This window comes from Blastopirellula sp. SH421 (assembly GCF_057808535.1).
On record NZ_CM173712.1, the window covers coordinates 2,739,687 to 2,752,990 of the forward strand.

Sequence of the window (13,304 nt, forward strand, 5' to 3'; positions counted from 1 at the left end):
CCGCCGTAGGTGGATTGATCGCCGTAAGACGTGTTAGCTGCTGATCAGATCTTCTTCCCAGGCGGCGTCAACGTCAATCGCGATTTCCTCAATCGTCGATTCCATATCCTCGGCCAGGAAGATGGAATGGCTGATCGAGTCGATTAATTGGTATTGGTAGGTGTTATCGTCGTCTAGGTATTTGCCGGCTTCGATTTCGCTGGCGAGCTCCTCTGATTCTTCGTCCAGCAGATTAACCGGTTGCTGTTGCTTTTCTAAAACGCCGGCAAGGTAACCACTGACGTCGGTTGATGGCGTCAGCGAATTGGTCGACGAAGCCAGTCCCAAAGCAACCGGCGCTGTTGCCAGCGGAGCTGATTCGAGCAGTGGTTGGTCGTCGACAAAGGCGGCGTCGATCGATTCGCCTTCCGAAATGGCTTGAGTTCTCCACAGCAGACGTTCCAGCGTTGTGGCCACGTCGAGGAGGTTGAAGTAGTTGTCGCCGTTCGTGTCAATGTATTTATTGAAACCAGCGACGGGGGAGCCTAGTTGCGGAAGAGCTCTTGCGCCATCTCTTTCAAGGAGATTCATGATCATCACCAGGTCGTGCGCGGTGACCCAGCCATCATTGTTGACGTCGCCTTTTACGGAGGTGTTCGTGAAAGAAGAACTGGCAGTCGTTGTAGCGACAGTGCCAACCGCCAAGGTGACCTCGGCAGTTTCGACAAATCCGACCGAATCCGTCACTTCATAAGTAAAGGTGATATCTTCCGTCAGACCGATAACTCCGGTGGCGTCAAAGACGATCTTGTTGTCGACGATCGACAGTGCGGCCAGTACCGACGCTGGCGTTGCGTCGCTGAAACCGGTAATCGTCAGAGCGCGACCGAAGAAGCTCTTGTCATTCGCCAAAACATTGTAAATCTGGTCAGCCGTATCTTCCAGATAAGTGAATGCGTCGTCCCTTAGGAAGATTCCGCTATCAGCACCTTGCGAGATATTGACTTGATAGTCTTCTACTTCGCCGGCGAATGCGTTACCCGTCGGGCCTAGGTTCTGCGTGTAGTCCACACGGAAGCGAACATCAATCGGAATCCGATAGGCTTCTGGCAAAGACGAGTCGTCAACCACGCTATTCGGAATCACAAACGTATAGTTGTGTCTCCCATCCAGCAGCGTCAGATTTTTGAAGATCTGCTCGCCGGGGTCGTTGAAATCGCCGTCCTTATTGAAGTCCATCCAGGCCTGCAGGGTGCCTGGCGATAAGACCGACGAAGCATCGATCGTGACCACGTTGGTGCCGATTCGCAAGCCAGAGCCAAAGACGACGCCGTCATCGATAAACGGCGAATCACCCAGATGCATGCCATCGATCACAGGGTGCGAGGCGCCAGGATTGCCGGGATCGCCATAATCAACCGCCGCGATGGCCCCAGAATCCAGCGACGCATTCAGGTGAATGCTTGTGCCGTTTACCGTGATCACGCGTTGGATGTCATCGGTATTGATATAACCGGGTCGAATCACTTGCTGAATGTTGAAAGTGCCGCTTTTGCTCGGATAGAGCGTGAACTTACCGGATGCGTCAGTAACCGCTGACGGTTCACAAAGCCCGATCTGTCCATCCCCATTTTCGTCAATGAAGAAGATGAAACCGGCCAAGCCTGCTTCGTCAGACTGACGAGCTCCGTCTAAGTTCAGATCATTAAACTTGTAGCCGACCACGCCATGCGAGAAGGCTTCAGAGGTCGTGCTGGCGGCCACAAGCCCATCGTCGATGAACGCAATGTTGGACGCAACTAGCGAAATGTGTTCGTCAGAGGTGCGATTTTCGATGACGAAGAGGTTTTCATTGAACGACGTGAATTGCGAGTTGGCCGGGCCGGCGTTGGTCATATCGCTGCTAATGCCCAGCGCCTGACCCTCGACGGTCGGTGTAAAGAGAGTCGCCGCGGCGGTTAGCGGCGAAACGTCGACTGCACCTGTCGGCAAGAAGTCATAGTAGTTCGTCGCATCACTGCCAGAACTAGCCCAAATGTCGAGCCCGCGCCCATTGACGGCATCCGCGATTTGAGACTTGGCGGCAGCAAGCGTGGCCAACTGCACGGTGGTCAAGCCGCCAGTCGCGACGGCGGTGATATCCGACAGGATGATCAAACCGTCGTGTGCAAGAATGCCGGTCCACATCGCGGATGTGATGTTGTCGATGTCATAGAACGTGGTGGATTCATAGCCAGCAGCAAACTGGGTTCCGGTCGAGAATCCCCAATCAGCATTATCATTGCCGATCACGGCGATGCTGTAATTCGCCGCGGCGATTTCCTGAAAGGTCCCTTGACCGCGGAGGAAGTCGAGAACTTCGTAGTCGTATCCCAGCTGACCGTTGGCAATGCCGTTGTCCAGCAGCGAATGCCCAGTGACAAACAGATTGGCGCCCAATGCCCCCTGCACTTCGACAGCGTCCGGACCAAAGTAGACGCCGCAGGAAGGAGGCGTTTCTTCTCCTCCGCCACCATCGCCACCGCCGGGATTCTGGCCAACGGTGCTGGCCGCCAACTGCATAGCGGCCACAGCGTCGACCAGTCCGTAGCCGGTAGCGAAGTCAAATCCAGTATCAAAGTTGGGGGTGACCGGGTCATCCATGTCGATCGCGGTGTCCTTCATAATCTGTTGGACTTGCGTCGATATTAATTCGGGATTCACTTGTCGAATCAACGCCGCGAGAGCTGCTGCATTGGGGGCGGCGGCCGATGTGCCAAAGAAGTTGGGGAAGCCGGTGCCGTCCGGATCGGATCCGCCAAAGAATGTCGTATCGACACCGTCGACGGCGACAAGTCCAACGGTCTCACGGAATTCGGGCGCCGAAAGTCGATTCCCGCCGGCGTCAAATAGGATCCGCGAACCGCCATAGGACGAAAAGTCCTCAAGCACGGTCGGATTGGTGCCGAAGGCCGGAGTGTCGAGATACCAAGCGGCGCCGACTGACAGTGTGTTTTCGGTGTTGTGGTGGCCGACGGCGGTGCTGCTAAACGTAGCGTATTCTAAGTTCACCATCGTCTCCCCGCCGCCGTTTTGGAAGTTGATGTACTTCATAAAGGTCGGGATCGGACCGCTTCTGACGACTGCCATCAATTCCAGAGATTGGGTCGCGCCAGTCAGATTTTGATAACCAATGTACTCAAAGGGGTCGGAGCCGATATTGTCATAAGCGCTGCCAGCGACAATTTGCCCTGCCGCATTGAGCAGGTAGAGGTCAACATCGGTCGACGCACTAACCGCGTCGTTTGAATCCCAAGCGAACAGATCGTCCCACTGGAAAATTAATCGAATGGTCCTGCCGGACTCGAGCTCGAACCCTTGGCGATCATCCACACCTGCGCCGGAATCAAAATCGATGGATGTCCCCCCCATGAACGGAGGCGGAGCAAACGGCGAGGTGGTATCAACAGCAATCGAGCCAGCGGCTAAGACGTTGCCGCTGGAGGCCACGTCCCCTTCGAAGGACTGTCGCGCAAGATTGGCCGCCGAAGATGTGTAGACAATGTTGTTCGCGACGGCTTCTTCGGCTGCTTGAGCGACCAAGCCGTCAAGGAAGAACGGTTCATACAGAAAAGAGATATCGTCGGTGATGACGGTCGACCCGGCAGCTGCTAATGCTCGAATTCCGTTAGCGAATTCCAGCGTATCGTTGCCAGCCGTATGAAACGCTAACGAAGCGCCCGGCGCGATGTCATGCACCAACTGCAGCATCGCGCGGCCTTCATCGGAAGCGCCGGGAAGGTCGGCCAGGACTAGGACCGGTGTGGAGTTGCCAAGTGGATTGCCCGCACCGGGTAAGTCACCCGTGGCGACATCGGCAGCTGCGCCGCCCAATGCGTTATAGGAATCAGAAAGCACGCCGATCATCTGTCCAGTCCCGTCGACATTGAACTGGGTACGGCCGTCGTCGGTACCCATCCCTGCGTCACCCTGATTGTCGGCGACGCCGACTGACGAGGTGATCGGTTGGAGAGAGGCGCGAACTGAGCCGACATCGGTCAGTTTAACGAGGTCTTCAAGCTTGTTGAGCGGCACCCAGCCGGTAAACAACACTCCCTGCGATGCGACGATCTGCATTCCCAATTGCTCTAAATTGGCACGCAAATCAGCCACGTCTTGAGACGCGTGGGAAGTCCCGATTAATCGCAAATGGATCGAGTTACCTGCGATCACATAGCTGTCATAGGCGGGGCCAGGAACAAATTCTCCAACGCCGCCATCCGGATCCGTAATCTGATTTTCGCCGGAGATGTATTTCTGGTAAAGCATCGCCAGGTCGAAGCCGGCTTTACCAAAATCGCCGTCTTTCCCTTCGAGATCATCCCCCATAAAGCTGATCTGGGCCGCTTCAAAGATCGCGGCTGCGTCCATCACCATCCGCGCTTCCAACGCTTCAAGTTTTGTCTGTGAACCACGAAATCGGCGACGGTTTTTGGGTTTACGAGCAGGCCGTGTCATGTTGCAAATCTCCGAACGCTGCATTTGCCGCGTAGAACGCAACGGCAAAAAAGAGCGTGTAATGGCTGTCGGGTCTGGCGATGGTGAGGAGCGAGTGAGTTATTAGGGTTGGACCCGATCTCCTGGCGACGATAAGTCTGAAGAGGGGAATGGGCCCGCTATAACGAAAATAGTTGCCGGAGGCTCCGATTACAACGGATCAAAGCCCCTCTCAACGAATTACCTAGACATTTAGTCATTAGTTAACCAACGAGAGAGGTTGCAACGCGAATTAGACGGCGGACCCCTGGCAAGAGTTCCCCTCAATTTTTGCGGCAAGAAACGCAAAAAAACAGGCCGGCGAATTTCGCCGGCCTGTTCGTAACTTCTTTGATATCAGCAGTTAGCAACTACCAGACCAGCTCAAAACCACCGGTGAGACCGTGATACAGAGCCGAACCGTTGTCGTCGACCGAGATAGCTCGTCCGGCCAAAGCAGCCGGAGCCGCTCCCAGACCAGTCGTAAAGTTGTAGTTGTCGATCGCCAGAGCGACGCCGTTGACGTAAACGACGGAGTAGCCCATCTTGAGGGACATGTTAGGCGTCACTTTGTAAACGCCGCTCACCCCCCCTTCGGTGACCATCGCCGCCCGATTGGCGGCGGCCGTTTCGTACACTGTCGCTGACGAGCCGGCACTGTTCAGCAAAATGGTGGTCTCTTGGACGCCGCGGTTGCCATAAATACCGCATTCCAAAGACCCGCTCAGACTCAACCGCGTGGTCAGTCGCGTGGTCAAGTCGCCGCCCAATTGGACGCCGTACATGTCGTTGTCGGTGTTGGTCGCATAGTTCATCGAACCATTCGGCCCGCTGGTGACATAGTTCGAGTCTTCGCTCAAGCGGAAGTAGCGGAAACCGCCCCACCAAGATCCTTGGAACCAACAGCCAGCTCCGGTCCAGCCCCGCTTCAGGTTGATTTCAACCGTGTCAAAGCGGTTCGACATCGATAGTCCCGCGAAATCGGCTTGATCCGACTCGGCATAGCCACCGAATGGGCTCGAACCAAAGCCCGACAGCGGCGAGTACAGGTTCCCTGCCCCGATAGCGCTGGCCGAGCTGGCCCAGTTGCCGATGCCCATATAGCTGACTTCGATGGTCGAACCAGCGAAGCAAAGCCAGTTCATCGTAAAGCGAACACCGGCTTGGGGTTGGCTAAAGTCAAGTTGATTACTATCTAGAACCGTCGGCCCTAAGATGTTTTGCGAAGCGAACGCACGGCTCGGCGTGTTTCCTTCATACTTGAAGTACGTGAACTCGGCGCTGGCGTCAAAGAAACGAGGAGAGCAGCGGCCCCCGTATTCGGACAGGTCCCAAGCATTGCCGATGCCGCGGCTAAATCCGCAGTATTGCCCGCAGCCAAGCAAGCCGCTGCAACCCGTGCAGCCGGCGCCGCCGCATCCGCAGCCAGATCCACGGCAGCTATCGCAGCCGTGTCCGCCGCATTCGGCACAGCTGCCGTTGCTATAAGACGCTTGTTGGAAGTTGGGGTCTTGCATCGGAGCGCCCCCCATCGACTGATTGTAACCAGCCGGAGCAACTCCCTGCGGCATCATACCGGGATGCCCCATGCCGGGCTGCGGCATCATGCCTGGGTGTCCCATGCCGGGTTGCGGCATCATTGGTTGTTGGTATTGGCCAGGCTGCGGATATTGGCCCTGAGCGGCATATCCGCGTGACTGGGCTTGCGACGGAGCGTCACCAATTACCGGCTCACGCCACTGACCACTCGCCAAATAGGCGATGCCAGAGGATTGGCCTGCGGAATCCTGCTGCTGGTCGGAGCCGGTCGCATAAGTGGCTTTCTGCGCGACCGCATCCGCCGATGCTGCGAGCATCGCCATTAAGGAAACGATCCACAAACTATGGGCTCTCATGGGTTCCTCTTTCGCAGACGAAAGGCTGTCTTATCGTTGTGGAGACGAAGGTGGGCCAACTGCCAGGTCCACGCGCTCCGCTGATTGACCGCGTAAGGGTGCGGGCAATCGATACGATGACTGCGAGACGTATTTTCGATACCTTCACCACCACCCATCGACACGAAACGCTCGCATTAACCAGCACTTTCAGGACGAGCCGTACATTTTTGCCAAATTCGCGCGACCGGACATTTGGCGCCATCGTGATTGGGCAGAAAGGTTTCCCAGGACTACCTAAATTGACTGCTAGCAGGTGGGAGGCCTGTTTTGAGAGAATAGAACGCGACAAGGCCACAACTCGACTACGCAATCTCGCGAACAAACGTTCGTCAACGTGATTCGATCAAGTCAGCATTTGGACAACATTGCAGCGCACCGGCCCGAGACGCCAGCCGATTCAATGCGTGCAGCGTGTTGAATCAGCGAACATGCTGGATCGAGCCGCATAGAGGACGACCTTGCTAGCTTTACAGCAGAGTCAGAACGCGGCTTTAACATTCCGCTCTCTCCTGCCTGCTCGATCGATTGCCAGACAAACCATGAGCTTGGGACCCAGACTCTGGCAGCCACGGCTGAAACGGGTCCAGCGATCAACTATCATCAAGGGATGCTTCGCTGGGTGGTGGCAAAGCTTGCATCGCCACCCCAACTCGCCGCACCCTTCCCGATCTCACACCCGCTTCACCAGGACTCTTCCATGCCGATTCACCTGCCTGCCGCTACTCGTCGTCAATTCTTAACTCAGTCGGCCGCTGCTCTGGCCAGTCTGTCGATTTTGCGAGTTGGCTACGCGGCGCCATCCGCTATGCCGTTGACGTTGGCGCTGTTGTCGGATACTCACATTCCCGAAAATGCCGAGATCACCGCGCGGGGAGTCAACATGACGACTAACCTGCAGAACGCGATCCAGGAGATCAATCAGCTAGCGAGCAAGCCGACTGCGGTTTTGTTTAACGGCGACTGCGCCTACCTGAAAGGGCTACCGGCCGATTACGCCAACTTCGCCAACTGCCTTCAGCCGCTGCTCGACGCTGGCCAAGACTTGCACATGACGATGGGTAATCATGACAACATCCCCGCGTTTTATGCTGCGTTGGAAGCTCAACAGCCTGAGCAACCGCTGGTAGATTCCAAACATGTCAGCATTTTAGAAACTCCCTACGCAAATTTCTTTTTGCTCGATTCGCTGATGAAGACCAATGTGGTGACCGGCGAACTTGGCGCCGCCCAGCGAAAGTGGCTTTCTGATGCACTTGATGCGCGAGCCGACAAGCCGGCGATCGTGATGGCGCATCATACGCTGCAGCCAGTGGCTCCGCCCGAAGGACAGGTCTGGGGCGGCATCGTCGATACGGCCGATTTTCTGAAGTTATTGCACGCCAAAAAACAGGTCAAAGCGTACGTCTTTGGTCATTCGCACGTCTGGTCGCATACCAAAGATGGCGACTTAAACTTGATCAACCTGCCGGCCTGCGCCTATGTATTTAGTCCGGCCCAACCCAACGGCTGGACGCTGGCCCGGGTCAATCAAGATGGGATCGAATTCGAGCTGCAAGCGCACGACAAGAACCATCCGAATCATCTGCAGAAGTTCGCCGTCGCTTTTTAAGACAGGTGATGTATTCGCATCGGCGATTTCAACGCCGATGCGATCCGCACGATTTGAACTTCTACCCATCAAATCAGCCGCACGGCGTTAGCCGCGGTTTCTTAGCGAACGCATTGGCGCGGAACAACCGTTGAAGAATCCGGCGCTAACGCCCTGCGGCTGATATTGCTATAAAAAGGCCGAGGAGCCCCGGTGATATCGCCGTTTGCTCAACCCACCGATTACGTCACTTCTTGCTCACCTTTTTGGGCTTTGCTTGCCATGCGTGATGCGTCGGAATATAACGGGCCCAAGTAATCGGTTCCGCAACTCGAACCAATTATGTGCTGCTGGCGAGTTTCGTCCGCCAACTTCGGAAAGATATTAGTAATGCCATTTCAATTGATTGCATTAATCGTATTTCTCTCCACTCTCGCAGTGAGTCAGTCGTTGGCTCAAGAGCCGAGGCTCAAGGATCCAGAGATTCAATCCGCTTGGAAAACTTGTCTTTCGGAAACCGAGAGTGCGAAGAAGACGCTCCAAGAACAGTTGAAATCGAAAATGGAAACAGCAGTGCTCCGCGGGGATCTATCGCTTGTCGTTATCGTGTCGAAAGAGATGGCCGCTTTCAAAGAAACTGGTGTCCTCCCTACGACGGTTGCTACGGATCGATATGTTGGTGCGCTAAAACGTGCGGTGCTCGGTTTGGAAAACGCATACGAACGTACCATCAAAGTGTTGGTGCGCGACGAAAAGCTGGAAGAGGCTCGTGCCGCTCTGGAAGAAATTGAGAAGTTGAAATCATCGAAAGCGTTTCATCCCGAATTGCCGGCTGCCGAAATCGAAATCATCTCTGGCGCAGAGGGATTTCAAGCGCTTTCAAGCGGCGGCAAGGCGTTCTCCGATCGAAAGTACGTTTGGATCAACATTCCGAAAGACTTTTCGCTAAAACGGTTTGCACGTGTTGCTGGAGATGGGAAGGGAGTGATCGTGATCAACGTTACTAAACCTGGCTACGTTTATCTTGGGCTAGTAAACGAAAAGAAGGGGCTCCAAACCCAATTTATTCGTGAAGGCGAATGGCTGCCAACCAATGAGAAATTTGCCTACTCCGATCAAACGAGGACAGTTATGTACGTGTTTCGACGCGTAGTCCCCGTCGGTAAATATGAAATTCCGCGTCTCGGTTTTGGCGGACCGACAGTGCTTGCCCCCTAGACAGCGAAGGGGCCGCGCGATGCTCTTCTCGCGAAGACGCGATAAGTGCACAGGCGCCCCGGCGGTTTTTATCGCCGGTTGTTCCAAGCCAATCAGTTCGCGTAAGAAACCGCGGCTAACGCCGGGCGGCTGATATTGGCCCAAACAGAAACGCCAAGCACTGGTGCTTGGCGTTCTAGGGAGTCGCTACCTGATTGGTCTGAGCGCCCGGCTCGCTTTGGATTGCGTTCGGGATGGCTGACCGTAACCTAGCTGCCGTGCTTGGTCTTTTCGGACTCGGTTTTACTGGTGCTGTGGGTCCCGTTTTTCCCGTTTGAGCCGTTTGCGGCTTGGGCAAACTCATGGGCCGGCTCTGGTAATGATTCGTGGGAAGTGGCCGACAAGGCGGGCGCAGCGCGTGGCGATTCGCGTTTGGCTTTTTTGCCCCAGATTTTTCCGGCCAGCGATTCATAAATTTCGACGGTCAAGCTGAACAGGCTGGGGACTAGCACCAGGGTAAAGATGGTCGAAAGGATCAAGCCGCCGAGGACGACGCTGCCGAGGCCGCGATAAAGTTCGCTGCCTGAGCCGGGGAACATCACCAGCGGCATCAAGCCGAGCACTGTGGTCGTTGTGGTCATAAAAATCGGCCGAATACGCGAACCGACGCTTTCCAACACCGCATCATCCAGCGACATGCCATCTTCGCGCATGTGGTTGAGCGCTTGGTGAACGATCAAAATGGGGTTGTTCACTACGGTGCCGATCAAGATCACGAAGCCGAGCATCGTCAATACGTCGAGCGATTGCAGCACGAACAGGTTCAGCAGACTCAGCCCCAAGATCCCACCGGCGGCGCCTAGCGGAACGCTGAAGATGATCACAAACGGATAAAGCCAAGACTCAAACAATGCCGCCATCAGCAAGTAAGTGATCAGTAGCGCCAGCATGAGGTTAAATCGGAGCGATGTCCAGGTTTTTCCCAACTTATCGGCGGTGCCGGCTAGGTTGATGCGATATTCTTGGCCAAGCTCGCCGCTAGCTTCCAAAGGTTTAATAATGTCAGAAGTGATGAGATCCATGGCTTCTTCCAGCGGTACTGTCGGCGGCGGCGTGACTTCGATGATGATCGACCGGAGACGCTCGCGATGGTTGACCTGCTCGGGACCGCTGTTGATCTCGATATTGGCGATCGCTCCCAACGGCACGATTGAGCCAAGCGGAGTCGCGACCGGCAGGGCTTCGATCTTTTGCGTCGCGTCAGCGAAGCGGGTTTCGCCGGTGATGGTGACGTCAATCTTCTTCCCATCCAGGAAGTAGTCACCGGCATAGGCGCCATCGACCAACGCGTTGACCGCATAGCCCATGTCGGTGCTAGAAAGGCCGATGTCGGCTGCTTGCACCCAGCGCGGCGTCACATGGACTTCGGGACTGGAAAGGTCGAGACTCGGGACCGGGCGAATCTGCGAATTAGGGATTAGTTGGACCGATTGCCGCAGAATGTTTCCGCCTAGATTGACCAGTTTGGGTAATTCGGGACCAGTGATTTCGATCTCAATTTTTCGCCCGCCCGTTAGTCCGCGCTCAAATAAGCTGGACTGCGAAGCGACAGCAAAGGTTCCGGGCAACTTGCCGCTTACTTTTTGAATTAGCGGGATCAAGTCGGCGACGCGTTGCTCGTCGTAGGATCGCAAGCCCATGAAGACTTGGCGCCCTCGTGCGACAAAGAAGAAGTCGCGAATCGCGGGGAATTCGCCTTGGTTAAAGCCGGGATCCGATGGATTGACGTCCCAGTAGGGCTTCAAGTCAGTTTCGACCACTTCGCCCAGATCCATCAACTGATCCAGGTTGTAGCCTGGCGGCGGCAGCAAGACGCCAAAGACGAGGTTGCGGTTGCCGCTCGGCAAATATTCGACCTTCGGCCAAAACGCCCAACAAAGCAAGATCGCTCCGGCGGTGATCGCAGTGATCAGAACTAGCCGGCGAAGCACGCCGAGTTGGAACCAGCGATTGATCGCGACGATGCCGTTGACCATGCTTTGGCCACCGCCAGAAATCACACGTTCGACGGTCCCCATTCGGTGCCCATCGGCAGCGATCGATTCCGGGAAAGAATGACTTCGACCCAATTTGTGAGAATCAAGATTGTCGTCCTCATCGGTTTCTTCTTTGTTGAAGAGTCGAGACGCTGCGACCGGTATGACGGTGATCGAAACGACCAGCGACAGCGCGACCGCCGCACTGATCGCCAGCGCGATATCGGCAAACAACTGGCCTGCTTCTTCCTGCACAAAGACGACCGGCAGAAACACGGCGATGGTGGTTGCGGTTGAAGCAAACACGGCGCCCCAGACTTCGGAGGTTCCCCGAGCGGCCGCCGCCAGCGGCGAGTACCCCTTGGAGTAGTAGGTATAAATATTTTCGAGAACGACGACTGCGTTGTCGACCAACATGCCGACGGCGAACGCCATCCCGGCGAGACTGATCACATTGAGCGATCGCCCGAGGGCGCCCAAGATCAAAAAGGTGCCGACGATACTAATCGGAATTGCTAACGCCACGACTAGCGCCCCGCGGGCGAACCAAAAGCCTGAGCCGATTAAGATCGCCATGCAGAGGACAAACCACCATGGGCTGAGATAGACCGAAGCAATCGCCGACGCCATCGCGAACGGAATCAAAATCAGTGTGCGAGCGCTAAGATGCAAAAACAACATCAGCACGCACATCGTCAACGCACCGCCGACAAAGATATTCTCCTGCACCAGTTTGATCGACGATTTGATGTAGTCGGTCTCGTCATAGACCTGGGTCAGTTCCAGATTATTGTCTTTCAGGATGCCTTCATTCAGCGTGTTCATGGTCGCTTGCAGACCGTCCATGACGTCCAGCACGTTGGCGCCGGTTTCGCGCATGCAGTTGATCGCGATGCTTGATTCGCCGAACCGACGCACGACGCTATCGGGCTTTTTATGACCCAACTCAACTCGGGCGACGTCGCGAATAAAGACCGGAGCGCCATCTCGGACGGCGAGCAGTTGGTACTCGACTTGCTCCGGCGATTTAAACTGGCCGAGAGCACGCACGACGTAACGGCGTTTCCCTTCCCAGAAGTCGCCGGCCGAAGTGTCTTGATTTTGCGTCAGCAAGACGCGGCGCACATCGGCGATGGTGATTTGCCGAGCGGCCAGCAACTCTGGATCGACGATCACTTGCAGTTCGTCTTCCAAGCCGCCGTTGACGTTGGACTGCGAGACGCCGCTGACACGCTCGAAGCGGGCTTCAATCTCATCCTCGGCGAAACGGCGGTAGTTCATCACGTCGAACTCTGTTGGCGAACAAAGCTCGATGTATTCTGGCTGATCCTTGGCTAGCTGTTGCAAGCTGTATAGCAGCTCCGAGTTATTCTCAGCTTCTTCGCGGGCTTTCGCCAACTGGGGCGCAAGCTGAGGATGTGTGTAGGCGAACGTGTCTAGCTTCTGCTGGTCAAAAATCGGCGGCGGAAGCAGTTTGACATATTCAGGGTGTTCGGCGACAAGACGGCGCAAGCGAACCATCAAAACGGCGGGATTCTCGGTCTCACGAGCTGCTTTTAGTGCGGACGCCTGATCGGGATGTTCCTGCAGGAACTTTTTGTAGCGCTGCTCGGTCGGCATGCGCGCGCTCAGCATGAACCAAGCGATCGGCTTGTCGGACGCGTTGCTGGTGGTGATGACCGGCTGGTCGGCGTCCTCAGGGTATTCGGGAACCTGGGCGAGCCGGCTGTTGACCAGCAACAAGGCTTCGCTCATGTTGGTGCCGATCAGGAACTCGAGCGTGATCGTTCCTTTGGAGTCCGCACTCTCGGAGGTCATCTTGCTGATGCCTTCGACGCTTTTCAGCTGCTCTTCCTGCTCAACGATAATCTCTTGTTCGACCTCTTGGGGGCTAGCGCCGGTCCATGTGGTTTCGACGGTCAACGTAGGCGTTTCGACTTCGGGAGTCAGCTGCATCGGCATTCGCAGCAGTGCTACTACGCCAAACAGCGAGACCAACAAAACGCCGACCGCGACTTTGACTGGATTGGTGAGGAGTGCGTCAATCATGAG

Annotated in this window: 5 protein-coding genes; 2 read left to right on the forward strand and 3 right to left on the reverse strand. The window is 55.7% G+C overall.

What is annotated here, in order from left to right:
* Positions 1-33 precede the first annotated feature (33 nt).
* Together SH421x_RS11350 and SH421x_RS11355 are read right to left on the reverse strand one after the other, a co-directional pair.
* Positions 34-4,476 (reverse strand): GEVED domain-containing protein, encoded by a 4,443-nt coding sequence (locus SH421x_RS11350; protein ID WP_488855700.1) that lies wholly within the window; start codon positions 4,474-4,476, stop codon positions 34-36.
* A 389-nt stretch (positions 4,477-4,865) separates the two neighbouring features.
* Positions 4,866-6,389: a hypothetical protein gene (locus tag SH421x_RS11355; RefSeq protein WP_488855701.1), complete on the reverse strand. Its 1,524-nt coding sequence runs from the start codon at positions 6,387-6,389 to the stop codon at positions 4,866-4,868.
* 739 nt (positions 6,390-7,128) lie between these two features.
* On the opposite strand from SH421x_RS11355, the gene SH421x_RS11360 reads away from it, so the two are divergent.
* Both SH421x_RS11360 and SH421x_RS11365 read left to right on the forward strand, forming a co-directional pair.
* Complete coding sequence (locus SH421x_RS11360; RefSeq protein WP_488855703.1) at positions 7,129-8,040, forward strand: metallophosphoesterase family protein; 912 nt, start codon at positions 7,129-7,131, stop codon at positions 8,038-8,040.
* Positions 8,041-8,409: 369 nt separating this feature from the next.
* Positions 8,410-9,237: a hypothetical protein gene (locus SH421x_RS11365; protein ID WP_488855705.1), complete on the forward strand. Its 828-nt coding sequence runs from the start codon at positions 8,410-8,412 to the stop codon at positions 9,235-9,237.
* A 248-nt stretch (positions 9,238-9,485) separates the two neighbouring features.
* Here SH421x_RS11365 and SH421x_RS11370 read toward each other — a convergent pair whose 3' ends face one another.
* On the reverse strand, positions 9,486-13,301 hold the full coding sequence (locus tag SH421x_RS11370; protein ID WP_488855706.1) for an efflux RND transporter permease subunit: 3,816 nt from the start codon (positions 13,299-13,301) through the stop codon (positions 9,486-9,488).
* Positions 13,302-13,304: the final 3 nt, after the last annotated feature.

Coding starts and splice junctions, on each gene's coding strand:
- SH421x_RS11350 (WP_488855700.1), bottom strand. CDS start 4,476: ATGACACGGCCTGCTCGTAAACCCAAAAACCGTCGCCGATTTCGTGGT.
- SH421x_RS11360 (WP_488855703.1), top strand. CDS start 7,129: ATGCCGATTCACCTGCCTGCCGCTACTCGTCGTCAATTCTTAACTCAG.
- SH421x_RS11355 (WP_488855701.1), bottom strand. CDS start 6,389: ATGAGAGCCCATAGTTTGTGGATCGTTTCCTTAATGGCGATGCTCGCA.
- SH421x_RS11365 (WP_488855705.1), top strand. CDS start 8,410: ATGCCATTTCAATTGATTGCATTAATCGTATTTCTCTCCACTCTCGCA.
- SH421x_RS11370 (WP_488855706.1), bottom strand. CDS start 13,301: ATGATTGACGCACTCCTCACCAATCCAGTCAAAGTCGCGGTCGGCGTT.